Origin of the sequence: uncultured Tateyamaria sp. (assembly GCF_947494755.1) — a bacterium.
Classification (GTDB): domain Bacteria; phylum Pseudomonadota; class Alphaproteobacteria; order Rhodobacterales; family Rhodobacteraceae; genus Tateyamaria.
Genome location: NZ_CANLVZ010000005.1, coordinates 241422 through 261667 on the forward strand (window position 1 = coordinate 241422; position 20246 = coordinate 261667).

26 protein-coding genes, 1 tRNA gene and 1 riboswitch are annotated in these 20246 nt (G+C 61.4%); of the genes, 14 read left to right on the top strand and 13 right to left on the bottom strand.

Annotated elements, in window-relative coordinates:
• Positions 1–74 precede the first annotated feature (74 nt).
• The 7 genes from Q0908_RS08655 to Q0908_RS08685 form a co-directional block, all read right to left on the bottom strand.
• Positions 75–1367, bottom strand: coding sequence for an O-acetylhomoserine aminocarboxypropyltransferase/cysteine synthase family protein (locus tag Q0908_RS08655; RefSeq protein ID WP_299283054.1), 1293 nt, complete (start codon positions 1365–1367; stop codon positions 75–77).
• An 86-nt stretch (positions 1368–1453) separates the two neighbouring features.
• Positions 1454–1879 carry a hypothetical protein gene (locus Q0908_RS08660; protein WP_299283058.1) on the bottom strand — a complete coding sequence of 142 codons (426 nt, stop codon included), beginning with the start codon at positions 1877–1879 and terminating at the stop codon, positions 1454–1456.
• 138 nt (positions 1880–2017) lie between these two features.
• A complete protein-coding gene (locus tag Q0908_RS08665; protein ID WP_299283061.1) occupies positions 2018–3034 on the bottom strand; it encodes a hypothetical protein in 1017 nt (338 codons plus the stop codon).
• A gap of 120 nt (positions 3035–3154) precedes the next feature.
• On the bottom strand, positions 3155–3418 hold the full coding sequence (locus tag Q0908_RS08670; protein ID WP_299283063.1) for a hypothetical protein: 264 nt from the start codon (positions 3416–3418) through the stop codon (positions 3155–3157).
• Positions 3415–4170: a hypothetical protein gene (locus tag Q0908_RS08675; protein ID WP_299283065.1), complete on the bottom strand. Its 756-nt coding sequence runs from the start codon at positions 4168–4170 to the stop codon at positions 3415–3417. The genes Q0908_RS08670 and Q0908_RS08675 overlap by 4 nt, the downstream gene beginning before the upstream one ends.
• On the bottom strand, positions 4167–5240 hold the full coding sequence (locus Q0908_RS08680; RefSeq protein ID WP_299283068.1) for a Rieske 2Fe-2S domain-containing protein: 1074 nt from the start codon (positions 5238–5240) through the stop codon (positions 4167–4169). The genes Q0908_RS08675 and Q0908_RS08680 overlap by 4 nt, the downstream gene beginning before the upstream one ends.
• Entirely contained in the window at positions 5237–5608 is a 372-nt protein-coding gene (locus tag Q0908_RS08685; protein WP_299283071.1) for a hypothetical protein, read from the bottom strand. Before Q0908_RS08685 ends, Q0908_RS08680 begins: the two co-directional genes overlap by 4 nt.
• A 250-nt stretch (positions 5609–5858) precedes the next feature.
• On the opposite strand from Q0908_RS08685, the gene Q0908_RS08690 reads away from it, so the two are divergent.
• From Q0908_RS08690 to Q0908_RS08720, 7 genes are all read left to right on the top strand, one after another.
• Positions 5859–6824, top strand: a complete 966-nt coding sequence (locus Q0908_RS08690) for a glycine betaine ABC transporter substrate-binding protein (RefSeq protein ID WP_299283074.1) — start codon at positions 5859–5861, stop codon at positions 6822–6824.
• A gap of 84 nt (positions 6825–6908) precedes the next feature.
• Complete coding sequence (locus tag Q0908_RS08695; RefSeq protein WP_299283160.1) at positions 6909–7943, top strand: ABC transporter permease subunit; 1035 nt, start codon at positions 6909–6911, stop codon at positions 7941–7943.
• On the top strand, positions 7940–8974 hold the full coding sequence (locus Q0908_RS08700; protein WP_299283076.1) for a betaine/proline/choline family ABC transporter ATP-binding protein: 1035 nt from the start codon (positions 7940–7942) through the stop codon (positions 8972–8974). Before Q0908_RS08695 ends, Q0908_RS08700 begins: the two co-directional genes overlap by 4 nt.
• A gap of 73 nt (positions 8975–9047) precedes the next feature.
• Positions 9048–9269: riboswitch (cobalamin riboswitch) on the top strand.
• A gap of 119 nt (positions 9270–9388) precedes the next feature.
• Positions 9389–9796, top strand: coding sequence for a DUF1636 domain-containing protein (locus tag Q0908_RS08705; protein ID WP_299283079.1), 408 nt, complete (start codon positions 9389–9391; stop codon positions 9794–9796).
• Positions 9793–10575: an ABC transporter ATP-binding protein gene (locus tag Q0908_RS08710; protein ID WP_299283082.1), complete on the top strand. Its 783-nt coding sequence runs from the start codon at positions 9793–9795 to the stop codon at positions 10573–10575. Before Q0908_RS08705 ends, Q0908_RS08710 begins: the two co-directional genes overlap by 4 nt.
• A gap of 15 nt (positions 10576–10590) precedes the next feature.
• Entirely contained in the window at positions 10591–11526 is a 936-nt protein-coding gene (locus Q0908_RS08715; RefSeq protein ID WP_299283085.1) for an ABC transporter substrate-binding protein, read from the top strand.
• An 11-nt stretch (positions 11527–11537) separates the two neighbouring features.
• On the top strand, positions 11538–12587 hold the full coding sequence (locus Q0908_RS08720) for an iron ABC transporter permease (RefSeq protein ID WP_299283087.1): 1050 nt from the start codon (positions 11538–11540) through the stop codon (positions 12585–12587).
• Between the two features lie 50 nt (positions 12588–12637).
• On the opposite strand, the gene Q0908_RS08725 is transcribed toward Q0908_RS08720, so the two are convergent.
• Positions 12638–12721 (bottom strand) — tRNA-Tyr (locus tag Q0908_RS08725).
• Positions 12722–12841: 120 nt separating this feature from the next.
• On the opposite strand from Q0908_RS08725, the gene rlmB reads away from it, so the two are divergent.
• The 3 genes from rlmB (at position 12842) to Q0908_RS08740 (ending at position 14641) form a co-directional block, all read left to right on the top strand.
• Entirely contained in the window at positions 12842–13618 is a 777-nt protein-coding gene (rlmB, locus tag Q0908_RS08730; protein WP_299283089.1) for a 23S rRNA (guanosine(2251)-2'-O)-methyltransferase RlmB, read from the top strand.
• Positions 13619–13739: 121 nt separating this feature from the next.
• A complete protein-coding gene (locus Q0908_RS20400) occupies positions 13740–13931 on the top strand; it encodes a hypothetical protein (protein WP_366868921.1) in 192 nt (63 codons plus the stop codon).
• A gap of 236 nt (positions 13932–14167) precedes the next feature.
• Entirely contained in the window at positions 14168–14641 is a 474-nt protein-coding gene (locus Q0908_RS08740) for a CoA-binding protein (RefSeq protein ID WP_299283095.1), read from the top strand.
• Positions 14642–14724: 83 nt separating this feature from the next.
• On the opposite strand, the gene Q0908_RS08745 is transcribed toward Q0908_RS08740, so the two are convergent.
• On the bottom strand, positions 14725–15102 hold the full coding sequence (locus tag Q0908_RS08745) for a DUF2147 domain-containing protein (RefSeq protein WP_299283098.1): 378 nt from the start codon (positions 15100–15102) through the stop codon (positions 14725–14727).
• A 136-nt stretch (positions 15103–15238) separates the two neighbouring features.
• Between Q0908_RS08745 and hisA the strand changes: the two genes are divergently transcribed.
• On the top strand, positions 15239–15958 hold the full coding sequence (hisA, locus tag Q0908_RS08750; protein WP_299283100.1) for a 1-(5-phosphoribosyl)-5-[(5-phosphoribosylamino)methylideneamino]imidazole-4-carboxamide isomerase: 720 nt from the start codon (positions 15239–15241) through the stop codon (positions 15956–15958).
• Positions 15959–16008: 50 nt separating this feature from the next.
• Here the strand turns inward: hisA and Q0908_RS08755 are convergent, their stop codons facing one another.
• Positions 16009–16458 (bottom strand): DUF302 domain-containing protein, encoded by a 450-nt coding sequence (locus Q0908_RS08755; RefSeq protein WP_299283103.1) that lies wholly within the window; start codon positions 16456–16458, stop codon positions 16009–16011.
• 143 nt (positions 16459–16601) lie between these two features.
• Here Q0908_RS08755 and hisF point away from each other — a divergent pair, with 143 nt between their 5' ends.
• Positions 16602–17363 carry an imidazole glycerol phosphate synthase subunit HisF gene (hisF, locus tag Q0908_RS08760; protein ID WP_299283106.1) on the top strand — a complete coding sequence of 254 codons (762 nt, stop codon included), beginning with the start codon at positions 16602–16604 and terminating at the stop codon, positions 17361–17363.
• Positions 17360–17668: a phosphoribosyl-ATP diphosphatase gene (locus Q0908_RS08765; protein ID WP_299283108.1), complete on the top strand. Its 309-nt coding sequence runs from the start codon at positions 17360–17362 to the stop codon at positions 17666–17668. The genes hisF and Q0908_RS08765 overlap by 4 nt, the downstream gene beginning before the upstream one ends.
• 95 nt (positions 17669–17763) lie before the next feature.
• Here the strand turns inward: Q0908_RS08765 and hisH are convergent, their stop codons facing one another.
• Both hisH and hisB read right to left on the bottom strand, forming a co-directional pair.
• Positions 17764–18402 (bottom strand): imidazole glycerol phosphate synthase subunit HisH, encoded by a 639-nt coding sequence (gene hisH, locus Q0908_RS08770; RefSeq protein WP_299283110.1) that lies wholly within the window; start codon positions 18400–18402, stop codon positions 17764–17766.
• Entirely contained in the window at positions 18399–18986 is a 588-nt protein-coding gene (hisB, locus tag Q0908_RS08775; protein WP_299283113.1) for an imidazoleglycerol-phosphate dehydratase HisB, read from the bottom strand. The genes hisH and hisB overlap by 4 nt, the downstream gene beginning before the upstream one ends.
• A gap of 147 nt (positions 18987–19133) precedes the next feature.
• Between hisB and Q0908_RS08780 the strand changes: the two genes are divergently transcribed.
• Complete coding sequence (locus Q0908_RS08780; protein WP_299283116.1) at positions 19134–19373, top strand: Lrp/AsnC ligand binding domain-containing protein; 240 nt, start codon at positions 19134–19136, stop codon at positions 19371–19373.
• Here the strand turns inward: Q0908_RS08780 and Q0908_RS08785 are convergent.
• Positions 19360–20148: a transglutaminase family protein gene (locus Q0908_RS08785; protein WP_299283118.1), complete on the bottom strand. Its 789-nt coding sequence runs from the start codon at positions 20146–20148 to the stop codon at positions 19360–19362. The genes Q0908_RS08780 and Q0908_RS08785 overlap by 14 nt on opposite strands.
• Positions 20149–20246: the final 98 nt, after the last annotated feature.

Here is a 20246-nt window from a genome sequence, read left to right on the forward strand (position 1 = left end):
CGGCCTCCCCCGCGGTATTTTTGGTCAAAAGACGGGGAAAGGTAAGGCGGAGGTGGCCTCCGCCCCCTCCGGTTTTAGCTGACCGCTTTGCTGAGTGCCTGATCGAGATCGGCGATCAAGTCGTCCGCATCTTCGATCCCGATGGAGACCCGCACCACTTCGGGGGCCGCTCCGGCGGCGCGCTGTTGTTCTGCCGTCAACTGGCGGTGCGTGGTCGACGCCGAGTGGATGATCAGCGAGCGTGCATCGCCGAGGTTCGCCACGTGGCTGAAGATTTCCAGCGCGTTCACCAGCTTGACGCAGGCGTCGTAACCGCCCTTGACCGCGAAGGTGAACAGACCCCCTGCACCGCGCGGACAGATCTTGGCCACCCGGTCGAAATAGGGCGAGGATTCCAGCCCTGCATAGGTGACGTAGTCCACCCTGTCATCTGCTTCGAGCCATTGCGCGATCTTGGTCGCGTTCTCGATATGCCGGTCCATGCGCAAGGACAGCGTTTCGGTGCCCATCAGCGTGTAGTGCGCGGCCTGAGGGTTCATCGTCATGCCCAGATCGCGCAAGCCAATGGCGATGCCGTGGAAGGTGAAGGCGAGGGGGCCGAACGTCTCGTGGAACTTCATCCCGTGATAGGCGGGTTCGGGCGCGCTGAGTGAGGGGAACTTGTCATTCGCGGACCAGTCGAACTTGCCCGAGTCCACGACGCAGCCCCCTGTGACCGTGCCGTTGCCGGTAAGGTATTTGGTGGTCGAGTGGACGACCAGCGTGGCCCCGTGTTCGATGGGACGGCACAGGTAGGGTGTCGCCGTGGTGTTATCCACGATCAGCGGGATTTCAGCCGCATCCGAGATGGCCGAGATCGCATCGAGGTCGGTGATATAGCCGCCCGGATTGGCGATGGATTCACAGAACACAGCCCGTGTGTTGTCATCGATGGCCGCCTTGACCGCATCCACATCGTCGAAGTCGACGAATGTGGCCTCCCACCCGAAGCGCTTGATGGTCTGGCTGAACTGGGTCACCGTGCCGCCGTAAAGGCGTGTCGAGACGACCACGTTCTTGCCCGGGCTCATCAGCGGGAACAGCGCCATGAGCTGTGCGGCGTGCCCCGATGAGCAGCAAACCCCGCCCGCGCCCCCCTCGAGGGTGGCGATCCGTTCCTGCAGGACCGCCACGGTGGGATTGGTCAGGCGCGAATAGATGTAGCCGACCTCTTGCAGGTTAAAGAGGGCGGCGGCGTGCTCGGCGTCGCGAAACACGTAAGCCGTGGACTGATAGATCGGCGTTTGCCGCGCCCCCGTGGCCGGGTCGGGCCGTGCGCCTGCATGGATCTGGAGGGTGTCAAAGCCGTATGTGGGTCCGTCGGTCATGGGTCAGGTGTCCTTGCTGCCTGGGCGATCTGTCGGCACCATGGATAGGCAAGCGCGCCGGCAGGGGCAAGGGTGCCTTGACCGAGTCAGGCACCGACCACGGCAAAGCGCTGATAGACCTCTGGAAAGGCTGCGACCTGATAATCGATCATCTCGATCACCGGAAACAGCTGGCCTGCGTCCTGAAACAGCGCATAGCGCACCTGGCTTATGCGCAGGCAAACCCCGTGCGCATCAAAGTGGTCCCATTCGACCCACACATTGGAATAGCCCTGGGCGGGCATGCCTTGCGCCACGATCCGCGGCGTGACCCGCACCACACCCGCCGCGCGTATCGTGTCCCGATAAAGCGCGAGGCCCTGCACCAGCGTCCCGGATGATCCAAAGACCGACAGGTGATCGCCCGCATAGAACGGCACGGGATAGCAAAGATGCTCCGAAACGTCGGCCAGCCGGTCTTCGTTGAAGGCATGGGCGAGGTTGGCGAGAAACTTGGCGTTAATGTTGGACATGGCGCGGTCCGATCAAGACGATGTGCAGTTTATTTGACTGATTGGTCAATTAACACTTTTGCGCGAAATGTCAGCGCGCAAATCCAACCTGCCGTTGTGCCATTTCGCCGCGCACAAAAACGCAGAGCGGTCATGCGTCTAGCGCATCCAGAATCCGTTGGACTTGATCCGGTTGCGGATCGCCTGTTCGCGCCGTGGCATGTCGTTCTGATCAAACAGTGCCCGCACCTTGGCCCCGCGCCCTTGAAACACCATCCGTTTGATGGGGTCGTAAGATTTCAGCACCTTCTTGATCTTGTTGGGGGCCGCCACGCTTTCCAGCGCCGCAATCACCGCGTCGCTTTCGCGGGCATAAAGCATGGGCAGCAACCGGTAATGGCACGAGACCGGCCCGTCGAGATAGTCATGCACCGCGCTGTCGCGCCCCCCGCCAAAGCTGTGGATCACCAGCGGCAAGGCCACCTGATCCAGCCATGGATCAAGTGTCTGACACACCAGTTCCTTGGGTGGGTTGTCCCGGATGCGCAGCGCGTATTCGAGGAACCGTTCCCCGAAGGCATGTGGGCAGGCCCCAAAGAAGAAGCCCGCGTTGAAATAAAGGTAGCGTGCCCAGTATTCGTCCGGTTCGGCCAGATCGAGGCTGCTTTCGAAGTCGAGGCCAAAGGCATCATAAAGCGATTTCCACGTTTCGGTGTAACCAGGGCCGTAAAGCTCGATCTCGGGCCATGTTCCTGTGCGCCGCAGCGAGGCCGAGGGCGTGTCAAAGTCGAAGGGTACTGCGCCCAGATCGCCGGTGATCAGCGTGTCGCTGTCAAAGAACACGAAGGGTTCGCCCTTGGGCAGGGCCGTCAGCATCTCGATCTTGTTGCCATAGGCATAGGCGTGGCCAAAATGCGCGCTTTCGAAGGGGATGATTTCAGCCCCCAAGTCGGTCAGCGCGTCGCGCAAGTCTTGCGGCGCGATGCGTGGGTCATTGGGCCAGAGGGGGCCGGTTTGCGGCTCTGCAATCAGCACGCGGCCCTGAAATGTGGGCGCATTGGCCCGCAGCGAGGCCACGAACAACAGCGCTTCGTATCCGAGCCGCCCGTTTTGCCCTACAAGGGCGACGTTAAACGGTTTCGGGGCCTTGGATTCTTTTGTCGATTTGCGTGCCATATGCCTGCGATATGCTCAGATCAGGTGGGCAGGGTTGGCCCCGCCATTTGCCCGAGTATAGGCCGACCAGACCGCCCGCGCCAAGACAGGTATCTGCAATCAATGCGGGTGATGCGCAATTCACTCAGGCGGCGGGTTCAGCACGTCATAGAGCTTTTGCAAGAGGCTCAGCACCAGAAACGCGCCAACGGCCCAGATCAGCAACTCGAACGGTGCGAAATCCGTGCCGCGCAGCCACTGACCCAAAAGGCTGCCTTGCGGGCGCAGCGCCTCAATCCCGAACAGCCCGTCGCGCGGCCAGAGCGAAAACGTCCAGAACCGTGACAGGTAAAACAGGATAGCCGCGACCGATGCGGCAAGGGTCAGCCAGAAGATCCGCTTCATTCGCTCAACTCGATTGTGTCGGTGTCGATTTCCCAGACCAAAAGGTCTCCGCGCCGGGTCAATTCGCCCTCCGCAGTGATGTATTGGGCCACGAAATCATAGGCTTCTCGGGGCAGTCGGGTGCCGCCGGGGCCGGTGACCAGCAGGAACTCCTCGCCCAGAACCGGTTGGGATGAGACGAAGATCGGCGGCACATCCCCAAGCAGGCACAGGTTGGCGCAGGCCTTGTGCGCAAGTCCACGACCCGGGCGCATCGCCCCTGCCAGACACTTGCCGTCACAAATCTCGCCGGTCAGTTGCCAGCGCCCTTGGGGTTCGACGGCGATCTCGGGGGCTTCACCTTCGGCGGCCTGCAGGCCATTGCGCCCACCACGCACCTGCATCATGTAAAGATCGCCACGTTCCAGAACGACGCCGGATACCTGGGCTAACTGGCCGTTCAAAGGCATCGCCCGTCCATCCACGCCGGACTTGCCGCCCGCCGTCATCATGAAACTGTCGCCCGGTTTGATCCGGTCATTGCCCTCGACCACATGGATGACGGGGTAGGGAGTCATCTCGACCACGCCCACCACCGTCTGGCGGCCATAGTCAAAGCGGAAGGCACCGGGGCCGGGATCATCCTGCGCCGCGCCCATCAGGAAGCCTGCACCGGCAAGCCCTGCAATCAGCAATACGCACGCGCTCAGCAGGAAGGTCCGCAACGGGCCGGGGGCTGGCAGGTAGCCGACGAAAAAGGGTTTCTCGCTCATGCGGGTTCTCCCTCTGGTGTTGGTTCCGTCGCGGCCCCGGGCAGTGGCACCGGGTCCACATAGGTGCCGGGTGGATTCGCGTCCGGGTGGACCTCGACCATGTCCCCGACAAGGCGCAGCCGATAGGTGGGCACCATTTCGGTAAACGGCGCGGGCGAGCGGCCCGAGCGGACATCGTATTGGAACCCGTGCCAGGGGCACGTCACAAGGCAGTCGATGATCTTGCCCTCGCCAAGGGGCCCGTTCTGGTGGGCGCAGGCATTGGCGATGGCTGAAAGCTGCCCCTCCATCAGAAAGATTGCAACGCGGTCGCCATTGGCCAGCCGCTTGATCTTGGCAAACCCTTCGCGAAAGCTGGAGGCGGGGCCGACCTTGACCCATGCACCATCCTTGGACACCGGGTCATTCCGCTCGGACCACCACGCTGCCAGATGCAGCACGATCACGGCTGCGGCCCCGGCCATGAACATGACCGTAAAGACGTGGTTTTGCTGTTCTTGCAGGATGCCAAGCGAGATATGCGCAGCAACCGAGAAATAGGCGGCATAGATCAGATAATGCAGTCGCTTCCACACGGGCGGTGTCAGGAATTTCAGCCAAAAGTCGTGGCTCGTGGCCGCGAGGATCATCAGACAGATCAGTGCAAAAATCCCAAAGAGTTCAAAGGGAAAGCCCGCAATCTGGCCAAAGCTGGAATTTGCATAAAGCAGGCCGACGTATTTGTCCGAGCTGGAAAAGTTGAAGTACCAGTTGAGGATGTAACCAGAATGCGTGATGGCCACAAAGGTCGTCATCACCCCGAAATGACGCCGGTTATACAGCAGTGGCAGGAACCGTTTATCAAGTCGCGCGGCAGGGCCGATGCACAGGATCACCGTCAGCATCATGAAGGCGCAGGCTCCAAAGGCGCGCGCGTTGTGGATTTGCGGATCGACCGCGCGTTCATGGTCCAGCGCCTCGGGCGACACATACAAAAAGAGCCACAGAAAGGCGGCCACTGCGGCCAGCATCACAGCATCATAGATCCACTTGTTCGGGTTCCATTGAACCGGCGTGTACTTGACGCTCATTTGCTGGCCCCTTCGCTCAGTTGGACGGGGGTGATGTCTTCGGGCCATGTCTGACGCACCGACAGGCCGGTGATGACGATGACCACGATCCCGATGCTCATCGCGATGACGGCGAGGCCGTAGCCCTTGCGCACCGGGCGGTAGCGATCAGCCCATGCGGCGCGCTCGGTTTCGATCTGCCACCAGCGCCACAACACGATGGGCCAGATCAGCAGCACACCGGGAATCAGCAGCGGGCGAAAGATGTAGGCCCCGCGCGCGTCTTCATCTATGCGATCAATGCCGATGGTGATGAACAACAGCGCCACAAGTGCCCCGATGATCCCCCATGTCTGCATGCCCATCACAAGGGCCTGTGCCACGTCCATTCGGTCATTTCCTTGCAGTTTGGTGTCCGACTTGACGTTGACCTTAACAAGGGTAAGCAACCGGACCCAACCCCAAATAAGTCGCACGTGGCTGACACAGCGGGAATGTGATCAATTCCCTGTCACTCTGTGCCGGTTCCTGCATTGAATTCGCAAGAATGTGGAAATTGGACTGTAAGATCAGGCCGCATTGGGTCTATGACTCGTCGTATCTTTTGCCAAATACTTGGGCACAACAGGGAGAACTGAAATGAAAAAACGTGTTTTTGCCAGCGCACTTGTGCTGAGCAGTGGGCTGGCCTCCATGGCCGCGGCGGATTGCGGCGAGGTGTCGATCACCGAAATGGACTGGGCCTCGGCGGCTGTGGTCACCAATGTGTCCAAGTTCCTGCTCGAGCAAGGCTATGGCTGTTCGGTGTCCATCGTTCCAACCACAACTGTCCCCGCCATGGCGTCGGTCGCCGAAACGGGCGAGCCTGACATTCTGACCGAGCTGTGGACCTCCTACACCGAAGTCTACGAAGAGCTGCGCGGCGAAGGCAAACTGGTCGAGTTGTCCAAGGTCCTGTCCGATGGCGGGGTCGAGGCGTGGTGGATCCCCGACTATCTGGCCGAGGCGCACCCCGAACTGACCACCCTTGAGGGCATCAAGGCCAACCCGCAGCTTGTCGGTGGCCGCTTTCACGACTGCCCGTCGGGCTGGGGCTGTGACGTGACCAATAACAACAACTTCAAGGCCGCCGGTCTGGCCGATGCGGGCGTCGAACGCTTCCAGCACGGCTCGGGAGAGACATTGGCGACCGCCATTGCCGCCGCCTATGAGGCGAAAGAGCCCTGGTTCGGCTACTACTGGGCCCCCACATCGGTGCTGGGCAAATACCCTATGGTTCAGGTCTCGATGCCGGAATATGACGCTGACACCCACACCTGCAACGGTCTGGAAGACTGCGCGACCCCCGGTCTGTCCGCCTATCCGGTTTCGAACGTGGTGACAGCCGCGACGCAAGCCTTTGTGGACCGCGAACCCGAGGCGGCCGCCTTGATGGGCAACGTGACCTTCACCAACGCGCAGATGGGCGAAGTGCTGGCCTGGCAGGAAGCCAACCAAGCCTCGAACGAAGAGGCGGCGGTCTACTTCCTAACGACCTATAAGGACACGTGGGGCGACTGGCTGAACGATGCGGCCCGCGAAAACCTAGCGGCCTTGCTGCAATAACCGACCCACCCCGCGCCGCCACAGTGGTGCGGGGTGATCCATACCAAGAACAAACCCCACGAACGGGGTGACAGGGGGCGCAACATGGCGCAATACGAGGCGGTTTTCGACACGCTTGGCCTGCGGGACTGGTGTGATGCGGGCACGGGTGAGGCACCTGTGTCCATGGCCCAATTGCTGGCCCAGGCCAAAGGCGGCGGAACCGAAGAGGCGGGCAGCGGCCTGCCTTTTCCCTCGCTTGATGTGCTGCACGAAGCCTGTCCGCGTATCGGCCAGACCCGTGATCTGACCGAGGGGCTTGAGCAGGGGTTTCTGTCGATCAGGTCCGAATTGAAATTCGTGCTCGACCCGATCACCCAACCGCTCAGCTGGATGCTGGACGGGACGTTGTTTGTTTTCGAAAGCGCGCCGTGGTGGGTGATGATCCCGGCGCTTTTGCTGGTGTCCTGGCTGGTGTCGCGGTCCCGTTCGGTCACCGGGTTCGTGGCTTTCGTCCTGCTGTTTTTCGCCTTTATCGACCACTATGAGGTCGCGATGCAGACGCTGGCCATTGTGTTTGTCTGCACCGGCATATCGGTGCTTTTGGGAGTGCCTATCGGGATTGGCATGTCCAAGTCCGACACCGCCCAACGCAGCATCGTGCCGCTCTTGGACCTGCTTCAAACGCTGCCCACATTCGTCTACCTGATCCCGTTGATTTTCCTGTTTTCCGTCACGGAATCAAAGCTTTATGGGATCGCGATCATCCTTTACGCCATCGTGCCGGTGATCCGGTTGACGGATCTGGGCATCCGGCTGGTGGACAAGGACGTGATCGAGGCGGCAGATGCATTTGGCCTGACATCGCGCCAGAAACTGGCGCGGGTGGAGTTGCCGCTGGCTTTGCCCAACATCATGGCTGGCGTGAACCAGACGATCATGATGAGCCTTGCGATGGTGGTCATCGCCTCGCTGGTCTCGGCACCCGGTCTGGGCGTGCTGGTGCTGCGCGGTATCCGCAGCCTTGATCTGGGCGTGGGGATCGTGGCGGGCCTTGGCATCGTGTTGCTGGCGGTTGTGCTTGATCGGGTCTCAAAGGCGGCACTGGCCCGCGTTGATACTCAGAGGAACACGAAATGAGCGGTCAGCCCAAGGTCTCGATACGGGGTCTCTACAAGATCTTTGGCCCCGATGATCGCGCGATGGTGCCCCATGTGCAGGGTGGCATGGACAAGGCCACGCTGCTGGATCGCCACGGCCATGTGCTGGGTCTGCAGGACATCAATGTCGACATGCAACCGGGTGAAATCACGGTGATCATGGGCCTGTCCGGGTCGGGCAAGTCCACGCTGATCCGCCATCTCAACCGGTTGATCGAACCCTCGGCGGGTGAGATCCTTGTGGATGGCACGGACGTGATGGCGCTTGGCGACAGGGATTTGCGCCGCTTGCGGCAGAAACAGATGTCGATGGTGTTCCAGAAATTCGCGCTGTTGCCGCACAAGACCGTGCTGGAAAACGCGGCCCTTCCATTGAGCGTTCAGGGGGCGGACGCGCAGACGCAGGACCGCGAGGCGCGCAAGTGGCTGGCCCGCGTCGGCCTTGACGGGTTCGAGGATCGCTACCCGGCGCAGCTATCGGGTGGCATGCAGCAACGGGTGGGAATCGCGCGCGCGCTGACCGCCAACACAGACATCATGCTGATGGACGAGGCGTTTTCGGCCCTTGATCCGCTGATCCGCACGGACATGCAGAACCTGCTGCTTGAGCTGCAAAAAGAACTGCAAAAGACGATTATCTTCATCACGCACGATCTGGATGAGGCGCTGAAGCTGGCAGACCATCTGGTGATCCTCAAGGACGGTGCGGTTGTGCAACAGGGCGAGCCACAGGGCATCCTGCTGGCCCCGTGCGATCCCTACATCGAAGACTTCGTGAGCGACATCAATCGCGCGCGGGTCTTGCGAGTGCGTTCGGTGATGGGGCCTGTGACCGACGATACGTTCGATGGGGATGTCGAGGCGGCAAGCAACCTTGAAGACTTGATTGCCCTGTCGGATGGGGACACCAATCACTGCTACCGCGTGCTGGAAGACGGTGCGGTGGTGGGGCAACTCGATATGAAGGACCTTGTTAAAGCCCTTGTGCCACGTATTTCGGGCGGCTCTTGATGCGCGCGGCGGTGCCTTGTTCCTGATCTGCGCCTTGTCCGGCTTTAATCAATTGACCTCCGAATATGAATGCCGCAAAGGTACCACGGATGGTTTCCAGCCGCCCGAAAACGCGTCTGGGATGAAAAGGGAATTCGGTGAGGACGCGCACACACGCGCCAAATCCGGAACTGCCCCCGCAACTGTGAGCGGTGAGCGACCCCGATGAACACCACTGAGCCGACGCAGGCTTGGGAAGGTTCGGGCAAGCATTGACCCGCAAGTCAGTAGACCTGCCATCAGCGGCATCTTGGTGCCGTCAATGCAACTCAACCCAGACGGGGTGTCTGGCTCGGAGATCATGATGGCGACACGCGATACCCTCGTGGTTCAATACATGTCCGCTTTGCGCCCCGCACGTTCGCGGAGGGCGACATGGACAGACATCAAAACCACAGAATTACAGTGTGCACGTCTTGCACACATACAGGCACGACCTGTCGACCGGGCTTTGCCCTGATCCAAAAGCTGCGCACCGCGATCGAGGCGGCAGGCCCGGCGATTACGGAAGAGTTCGAAGTGTCGGGCGTGGCCTGCATGGCCGGGTGTGACCGACCCTGCACCGTGGCCTATCAGGCCAGCCGCAAAGCCACCTATCTGTTTGGCGATATCGATCCGGACGTGGATGTCGATGATCTGGTTACCTTCGCGCAGACCTATTCGGACCTGCACGACGGCTGGTGCGCCTCCGGTGAGCGGCCGGGTAAGCTGCGCGGCTCTACGCTTGCGCGGATACCGTCGGCAATGATCACAACAGAAGCCAGCATTGTGCGCGCGTCATGACGGCCGCCGACCTCGCGGTGCAGGGGGTCAGTTGGGCCCCGGCCAAAACCGCCCAACCTGTGTTGCATTCCACCACGTTTCACGTGGCGGCGGGGCGCATCCTCGGGGTCGTTGGTCCGAACGGGGCGGGCAAGTCGACCTTGTTGCGGCTGCTCTATCGCTTCCAGCGCCCCCACACCGGACAGGTGCTGGTGGGCGGTCAGGACATCTGGTCAATGACCGCGCGCCAAAGCGCACGCCGGATTGCGGCGGTCCTGCAAGAACAGGCCTCAGCCTTTGGGTTGACGGTGCGCGAGATTGTCCGCCTTGGCCGAACGCCGCACGTGTCGGGTTTTGCCGCAGACGGGGCCAGCAGCGAAGCGGTCGTGGACGATGTGCTGGCCACGCTCAGCCTCGCGCCCCTTGCGGATCGGGATTTCGGGACCTTGTCGGGCGGTGAGCGGCAGCGGGTCATGGTCGCCCGTGCCCTCGTGCAAGAACCCCAGGTGCTGATCCTTGACGAGCCTACGAACCACCTTGATGTCCGCCACCAGCTTGAGGTCATATCGCTGATCCGCAGCCTTGGGCTGACCATCGTGGTGTCCCTGCACGACCTCAATCTGGCCGCTGGCATCTGTGATGATGTGCTGGTCTTGAACGACGGGTTTCCGCAGGGATTTGGCCCGCCCCAATCGCTGCTCACCGACCAACTCGTCTCCGACACGTTCGGTGTCGCGGCACAGCGCGAGCATCTCAGCCTCAGCGGCGCCGCTCATTTTTCCTTCACCCTTCCAAACTAAAAAAGAAGCCCGTAGATGAAACGCACCCTTACGACACTGGCCGCGCTCTTGCTTGCAGGCGCAGCCACGGCCCAGACAATCGTACAAAGTTGCAACCGCACCGTCACATTCGATGCCCCACCTCAGGCCGCGATTTCCAATGACGTGAACCTGACCGAAATGATGCTGGTGCTGGGCCTTGCGGACCGCATGGTCGGCTACACTGGCGTGTCGGGCTGGAAAACGCTGGACGAAGAGATGACCGCGGGCATCGAGGCCTTGCCCGAGCTTTCGGCCAAATACCCGTCCAAAGAGGTGCTGATCGGGGCCGAGGCTGATTTCTTCTTTGCCGGCTGGAATTACGGCATGAAGGTCGGCGGCGAGGTGACGCCCGAAACGCTCGAACCGTTTGGCATTCAGGTCTACGAACTCACCGAAAGCTGCATCCATATTGGCGCGAAAGAGGCGGCCTCCATGGACGACATGTATAATGATCTGCGCAATCTGGGCGCGATCTTTGATGTGTCGGACCGGGCTGAGGGGTTGATTGCAGGCTATCAAGCGGAACTCGCGACCTTCCTTGACGCGGAGCCACCCCTGGACGCTGCCCCGCGTGTCTTTGTCTATGACAGCGGCGAGGACGTGCCCTTTACCGCCGGTAAGTATGGCATGCCCAATGCCTTGATCGAAGCTGCAGGCGGCACGAACATCATGAACGATCTTGAGAAAAGCTGGGCAACGGCAGGGTGGGAAGCCGTGGTCGAGCGCAATCCCGAAGTCATCGTGATCGTGAACTACGGCGAAGTGACGGCTGACCAAAAGCGGGCCTTCCTACGCTCGAACCCGGCTTTCGCGGACATTGATGCGGTGCGCAATGACCGCTTTGTGGTGCTGGAATATGTCGAGGCGACGCCGGGGCCGCGCAATATTGAGGCGGTCAAGACCCTCGCCGCCGCCTTCCGGGCGGAATAGCCCCACCTGCAATGACACAGCGACCGGCACACACACGCCTCACGACCTCCCACGGCCTTTGGGTCACGGGTGGCGCGTGTGTCGTGGCCCTGTTCGGGTCCTTGTCGATTGCGGTCAGCGTGGGGGCCATTGCGGTCCCGCTCGAGACGGTCTGGGGCATTTTGATCAACAAGATCGCCCCCGACACGGTGGTGCAGCATTGGACGGCGGGCCGCGAGGCGATTGTCTGGGACATCCGGCTGCCACGCGCGATCCTCGCGTGTCTGGTGGGGGCGGGTCTGGCGATGGTGGGTGCCAGCCTTCAGGCAGTGACGCGCAATCCTTTGGCAGACCCGCACCTGCTTGGCATCTCGGCGGGGGGCGCGTTCGGGGCCATTTTGGCGCTGTTGCACACTGGGCTGTTCCTTGGGTTGCTGACGGTGCCGCTGCTGGCCTTTCTGGGCTCGCTTGGGGCGACACTTATCGTGCTGGCGGTGTCGCAATTCGCATCGGCCACCAGCGCCGACCGGTTGGTCCTGGCGGGCGTTGCAGTGTCGTTCATCGTGATGTCTGCGGCAAATGTGCTGATCTTTCTTGGCGATCCCAGAGCGACGCACACTGTTGTGTTCTGGATGCTGGGTGGGCTGGGGCTGGCGCAATGGGGGCAACTGATCTACCCGGCGGCGGTTTTGCTTGGTTGTGGCGCGTATCTGTGGCTCAAGGCGGGCACGCTCAACGCCATGACGGTAGGGGATGAAACGGCCACGACCCTTGGCATCCCTGTCGACCGTTTCCGGCTGACGATCTTTGTGATCGGGGCGCTGATCACCGGGGTGATGGTCGCCTTTTCGGGGATCATCGGTTTTGTCGGCCTTATGGTTCCGCACATCGTCCGGCTGCTGGTGGGTGGGGATTATCGACGGCTGCTGCCCATCTCGGGGCTGTGCGGCGCGATCTTTCTGGTCTGGGCGGACATCGTTGCCCGCACTGTTGTGGCCCCCGAAGACATGCCCATCGGCATCGTGACCGGCCTGATCGGCGGCGTCGCCTTCGTGTGGTTGCTGCGCAAGCGGATGAACTGAGGCTGATCCACCCCGCACAACGGACCGTAGACGCGATATGCTGAGGAAAGTGGTGGGCGACCCTGGAATCGAACCAGGCGTGCGTCTCCGCGAGGGAGTTACAGTCCCCTGCCACACCTTGCGGCCTGTCGCCCACTGCGCCATTAGGGCGTAAACCCAAAATGGCGTGAGCGCGTGACTAACGGCCCGCCTCACAAGGGTCAAGACACGAAATGCAGGCCATGGCCCAACCAGCGCAGGCCGAAGGGGATAAGATGAAAAAACCCAAATGGGTCGTCGAAAAAGAGCAGGCCAAAAAGGCGGATGCGGCGGCAACGCTGTGGCTGTTCGGTCTGCATGCGGTGCGGGACGCATTGGTCAATCCAAAGCGTACCAAGCTGCGCATTATGGTGACGCTGAATGCGCAAACCAAACTGGCGGACGCGATTGCCGAGGCGGGCATGCAGCCCGAGATCGTCGATGCGCGCAAATTCAACGCCCCAATCGACCCCGGCTCGGTCCATCAGGGAGCGGCACTTGAGGTCAAACCGCTGGATTGGGGCAGCCTCGAGGATGTCGCCATCGGGGCGGCCACGCCGCGGCTGATCCTGCTCGACCGGGTGACGGACCCGCACAATGTGGGTGCGATCCTGCGCTCGGCCGAGGTGCTGGGGGCCTCAGCGGTTGTGGGCACGCGCCACCATGCGGCCCCTGAAACCGGCGCGCTGGCCAAATCGGCCTCGGGCGCGATGGAGCGCCAGCCATATGTGCGCGTGCGCAACCTGTCGGACGCGATTGTGGCGTTGCAGGGCATGGGCTACCTCGTGCTTGGCCTGGACGGCGAGGCAGAGCAATCCGTTGAGGGCGCGCTCAAGGGGCAAAAAGACCGCCCCGTGGCGCTTGTTCTGGGGGCCGAAGGGCCGGGATTGCGCCAAAAGACCAAGGAAACCTGCGACATGTTGGTCAAAATCGACGCGGCAGGCGGCTTTGGGTCCCTCAACGTCTCAAATGCGGCCGCAATCGCCTTATATGCAAGCACGGACCACAGCTGAGGAGGCGACCATCGGCTACCCCACGAAAATCGGAACGTGCTGTTATTGCGGCACACGGGCGGCTTTGGTCCTGAAGGGGCAGACGCGGCATGAACTTGCGTGTTCCAGCTGCGGGGCCCCGTTGCACAACCTCAAGATGATGCCCAAACGGGCCCCTGCGGCGCGCGATCCTGTCCATCGATCCAAACCTTACGAAAAGTCCGTCAAGCGGCAGGTGAACAAACCCGTCAAGAAAAAGCACAAACGCAAAAAATCGCGTTGGGCGGATTTGTTCGAGGATGCGTTTGATATCATTGAGGATATCTTTGATTGAGCGGGACACCGCCATGGCCCGTCCGCAAAATTGCCGATCCGCATTTATTTTTCGTTCACAGGTTTGCGAGAAGCTCTTTCACAGCGTCCCGTGCACCATATCTGTTGTGGTAAGCGATGGGTTTGGAACACCCGACGCCTGAGTTTACTGTCCCTCGTTCCATACCTTTGCGCCCCTTTCGCTTTGCGATCGGGGCGTTTTTTTGTCAGCGTGGTGCGAAACGCAAAGGGGGCGGCATGGACGAGACATATACGGATCAGCATCTGCGCGATGTTCTGAAGCGCACCAAGGTCGTCGCCGTGGTGGGTGTGTCCGCAAATCCGGTGCGTCCCAGCTATTTTGTGGCCCGCTATCTGAAACTCAAAGGCTTCACCGTGATCCCGGTCAATCCGATGATCGCGGGGGAAAACCTATTCGGGGCCACTGCGGTTGCGACATTGGCCGAGATCACAGCGCCAGTGGATATGGTCGACATCTTCCGCCGGTCCGAAGCTGTCCCCGAGATTGTGGACGAGGCATTGGCCACCTTTTCGGACCTCAAGACGATCTGGATGCAAATTGGAGTGCAGCACGAAAAGGCCGCCGCAAAAGCCCGCGCGCGTGGCGTCACGGTGATCCAGAACCGTTGCCCGAAAATCGAATATCAGCGCTTGTTTGGTGAGTTGAGAATGGGCGGCTTCAACACCGGGATCATCTCGTCAAAGCTCTGATGTCGGGCCCCTGAACAGCACGAAAAAGGCCCGCACCCCTGCTGGGTCCGGACCTTCAAATGCTTTGCGACAGCGTGCTCGGATCAGTTGATGCGTGTCCATGTCTGCCCGCGACAGATCGGCCCGACGCAGCCCGACACTTTCAGCGCGTTTCCGTTCAGCGACATCTTCGAGCGGTAGGTCTTGTCCACATCCGGTGCCCAGATCTTGCCACCCGAATAGCTGCCGTCGCCTTTGGACTGCATGTCCCAGATGATGGCTTTGCCCACGGACGACGTGTCGTCGCTGCCCACCACTTTGGTGATGGTGCCGCAGATGTTCGCCCCACATGGCGCGATGGCTACATGCAGGAATGCGCCTTCGTCGCTGGCTTCGGTTTTCCAGGTGCCCGCAACAGGTTCGGCAAATGCCATGCCCGCGCTTGCGATGGCCACACATGCGGCTGCAATCAGGTGTTTCATGTCGTTCTCTCCTCCGTACTGCCCGAAACTCTGGGGCATCGACGTGCTGCAAATCAACAATGACCTAGGGTCGCGTTGCAAATTGTGACGTAAGGTGCCACTTGGCCCACATCAGTTTCCAAAAGGTGCAAAGCCGATGATCCTTTACCCCGCAATCGACCTCAAGGACGGGCAGGCCGTGCGACTGGTGCATGGTGATATGACCCAAGCGACCGTGTTCAACGATGATCCTGCCGCGCAGGCACAGGCCTTTGTCGAGGCCGGGTGCGAATGGTTGCATCTGGTTGACCTGAACGGGGCATTTGCGGGCACGCCGGTCAACGCCGCCCCGGTTGAGGCGATCCTGAAGGCCTGCAAGGTGCCCGTGCAACTGGGGGGCGGCATCCGCGATATGGCCACCATCGAGATGTGGCTGTCCAAAGGGTTGCAGCGCGTGATCCTTGGCACTGTGGCCGTCGAAAACCCCGATCTGGTGCGCGACGCGGCCCGCGCGTTTCCCGGTCATGTGGCCGTGGGGATTGATGCGCGCGCAGGCAAGGTCGCGACCAAAGGTTGGGCGACCGAAACGGATGTGGATGCGACGGACCTCGCGAAATCCTTTGAGGATGCGGGCGTGGCGGCGATCATCTACACCGACATCAACCGCGACGGGGCGATGGGCGGGCCGAACATTCCGGCCACTCAGGCGCTGGCAGAGGCGGTCAGCATCCCGGTGATTGCATCGGGGGGCGTGTCCTCGCTGGCGGACCTCACTGCTCTAATGGCCACGGGGTCCATCGCCGGGGCCATCTCGGGCCGCGCCCTTTATGACGGTGCGATAGACCTCAGTGAGGCGCTCGCGGTCCTAACAGCATAAGAAAACGGGCACATGTTCATGCGCCCGTCCTTCATCAAAACAGCCCTGAGTTACTCCGCGACTGCGTCCGTGAACTTGCCCAAGGCACCGGTCATCACGTTGATATAAGGCGCATCCTCGGCCACTCCGCCCAATGGGCCCAGCATATCGGCAGGCTTTTGATAGGCGATCCAGGTCTGGCCCCCATCCTCATAGACCAGCACCTTGAGCGGCAGGAACAGCCCCGACACCGGGTCATCCTTGATTGCGGGCGTGCCGACCTTTGGATTGCCAAAGATCAAAAGTTGCGAGGCCCCGATGTCCTCACCAATGGATTGCGCACCCGCGCCATGGTCCACGCGCGCGAATATCTTGAGGCCCGCACCTTCCATCGCTGCAACCAGCTGGTCCACGGTTTCAGCCACGCCTGCTGCCGCCTTCTTGCGTTCGATTCCATTGTCACCAGCCATTGCGGCCCCCGTCATCGCCAAAATAAACCCAATCGTCGCAAACAGTCTCATCGCAATTCTCCCTTAAGTGCCAGCCCACAGTGCCATCACGCACGGACAATACCAGCCACGTTCGCGTGACCAGCCAAAGCCCGCCGAAGCAGCAGGGCCCGCAGCCCCTTTCGCGCCCGCGCAAAGCACACTATCAAGCCCCCATGTTGAAAACCCGGATCATCCCCTGCCTCGATGTCGCCGACGGGCGCGTCGTCAAAGGCGTGAATTTCGTCGATCTCGTGGACGCAGGTGACCCTGTGGCCGCCGCAAAAGCCTATGATGCAGCCGGCGCGGACGAGCTGTGCTTTCTCGACATCCACGCGACCCACGAGAACCGGGGCACGATGTTCGATCTGGTGCAACGCACGGCCGAACAGTGCTTTATCCCGCTGACGGTCGGGGGCGGGGTACGTACGGTCGCGGATGTGCGGGCATTGCTGCTGGCGGGTGCGGACAAGGTGTCGTTCAACTCGGCTGCCGTTGCCGATCCGGACGTGCTGGCGCGCGCCGCCGACCAGTTCGGCAGCCAGTGCATCGTCTGCGCAATCGACGCCAAGACGGTCAGCCCCGGCAAGTGGGAGATTTTCACCCATGGCGGGCGCAAACCCACGGGCATTGACGCGGTGGATTTCGCGCGGACCGCCGCCGCCAAGGGGGCAGGGGAAATCCTGCTGACGTCGATGGACCGCGACGGCACGCGGGCAGGCTTCAATCTGCCATTGACCCGCGCGATCTCGGACGCGGTATCGATCCCCGTGATCGCCAGCGGTGGGGTGGGCACATTGGATCACCTCGTTGACGGTGTGACGCAAGGCGGCGCATCGGCGGTACTGGCGGCATCGATCTTCCACTTTGGTGATTTCACGATTGGACAGGCCAAGGCGCATATGGCCGCCGCTGGCATCCCCATGAGGCTGACATGACGCTAGACGATCTCTTCGCAACCATTGAGGCGCGCAAAGGGGCTGATCCCGACAGCTCATGGACAGCCAAGCTGCTCGCCAAGGGCCCTGAAAAATGCGCCGAAAAGTTCGGCGAAGAGGCCATCGAGGCGATTATCGAAGCGGTGAAGGGCGACCGAGCGGGGCTGACATCAGAAGCCGCAGATGTGCTTTATCACCTGCTGGTCATGCTGGCTGCGCGCGATGTGGCGCTTCAGGATGTGATGGCGGAGCTCGACCAACGCCAGAGCATGTCCGGTCTCACCGAAAAAGCAAACCGTCCCTGATCTTCTTTTGGCCAAACATACCGCGCGGAAGGCTGCAATGCCCGGGGGCAGAACCCCCATGTAAGGCGCAGGTGTCCTGCGCCTCGCCGGTTCGGTTAAGGGGCCCAGGTCAAGAAGTTGCGGATCATGCGCAGCCCCACATCCTGACTCTTTTCAGGATGAAACTGCATGCCCAACATCGTATCGCGCCCGACCACCGCCGTGACATCACCGGCATAATCCACATGCGCCAGCCGCAGTGCCGGATCGGCGACCTCGAAATGATAGGAGTGCACGAAATAGGTGTGATCGCCACTCACCACACCCTCAAACGCGGGATGCGGCGCATCCAGAACCAGATCGTTCCAGCCCATATGCGGAACCTTGAAGCTCTGATCAGCGGGCACAATCGGCACCACCTGACCGCCCACCCAATCGAGACCCGGCGTGTCGGTATATTCGCGCCCCCACGTGGCCATCAATTGCATGCCGACACAGATGCCCAGAAACGGGCGGCCCTTGACCTCAACGGCCTCGACCAACGCCTCGTAAACACCCGCCCCGCGCAACGCGGCAGCACAGGCCGGAAAGGCCCCGTCACCGGGCAGCACGATCCGGTCGGCCCGCGCAACCACATCCGCATCGGATGTGACGACAACGGTGCCCGCATCCGCCTCGCGCGCCATGCGCTCGAACGCCTTATGCGCTGAATGCAGATTGCCGCTTTCGTAGTCGATCAGAACCGTGAGGCTCATAGGGTGCCCTTGGTCGAGGGGATCGCATCGGCGACGCGCGGATCAACCTCCAGCGCGATGCGCAACGCACGCGCCACCGCCTTGAAGGTCGCCTCGGCAATGTGGTGACTGTTGAGGCCATGCAGCATGTCCACATGCAGCGTGATGCCGCCATGGGTCGACAGCGCCTGAAAGAACTCGCGCACCAGTTCGGAGTCAAAAGTCCCGATCTTCGCCGTGGGCAAATCCACATTCCACACCAGAAAGGGCCGGCCCGACAGATCAAGGGCCGCGCGCACCAGCGCGTCGTCCATCGGCAACAGGCAGGACCCATAACGCTGAATACCTTTCTTGTCGCCGACGGCCTCGGCCAGCGCCTGACCCAAAGCGATGCCCACATCCTCGACCGTGTGGTGATCGTCGATATGCAGATCGCCCGCGCAGCGGACTTTCATGTCGATCAGCGCATGCCGCGCCAACTGGTCCAGCATATGATCAAAGAACCCGACCCCGGTCTGGTTGTCATATACACCCGTGCCATCCAGGTTCAGTTCGACCGAAATGTCGGTTTCGGCGGTGGTGCGGGTCAGGGTGGTGCTGCGCATGGGGCAGGCCTCCGGTTCGAAAATATGCGTTGGCGCTTCTATAGGGGGCAGGGCGCGCGTCGCCAAGGCCCACCGCGCCGGTCCTTGCGCCACCCCCCTCCGACATGGCACTAGACTGGCATATCTGTCACGAAAAGGGCCTGCCCGATGTCCACTTGCGTCTTTATCCAGATCCGATGCCGCCCGGGATCGACCTACAAAGTGGCCGAAGAGATCGCGCTGCGCGAAATCCACTCGGAACTCTATTCCACCTCCGGCGACTACGACCTGCTGATGAAGGTCTATATCCCCGAAGGTCAGGACGTCGGCAAATACATCAACGACCAGCTTCTGGACATTGACGGGATCGAACGTTCGCTGACCACCATGACGTTCAAGGTGTTTTAGCCGCGCGGCTGACCGACACCGATTGGGCCACGAACCCGGCCTGCCCAAAGACATTCAGGAACGCCACGTCCGCCGCGTCCGCGCCGACACCGATCCGCGCCATCGTGTCGGGGGTCGCCATGCCGGTCGGGTCCACCAAATGCCATGCCCCGTCCAGATAGACCTCTGCGACGGCGTGAAAATCCTGTGGGGTAACATCCGGCGCATAGACGCTGGCAAAGCGCGCCGGGATGGTCGAGGCCCTCGCCAGCGCAATCATCACGTGGGCATAATCCCGGCAAATCCCCTGCCGCTGCACAAAGCTGTCGATGGCCGTGGTCTGGGCGTTGCTGACGCCGGGCACATAGGAAAACGCACCTGCGATCCAGTCGTTGATCGCCGCGATCCGCGCCCCGCCCTGAAGACCGCCAAACTCCGCCGCAACAAAGGACTGGAACTCGTCTGACGGACAATAGCGCGATGGCATCAGATAGCGGACCGTGTCCCCGGGCAGCAAGTGAGGCGCGACCGCGTCGAGGGCTTTCAGATCAGACACAGGCCGATCAACCCGCACCTGCGCCGTATAATCGCAGTGAAACGGGCCGGTCGCGCGCAGCCAGATGCGCTCCCCGATCCCGTCCTCGGCAGCGACGCGCGCAAAATGCTGCGTCTCGGACGTCGCGATATGGGCTGACAGCAGGTGTTGGTCGGGCAGGGGGGCGGCCTCGATCTGCACCAAGAGGTCCACGGGCGCGGGAAGGTCGTATTTCAAATGAACGTCGATATCCAGGATCAAGGCAGACTCTCCGGCTGATGTGGCGTGGATCGCCAATCTGTGGTGCGAAAAACGAAAGGGCCTCCCGAAGGAGGCCCTGTCATCGTGATCTCTCCAGC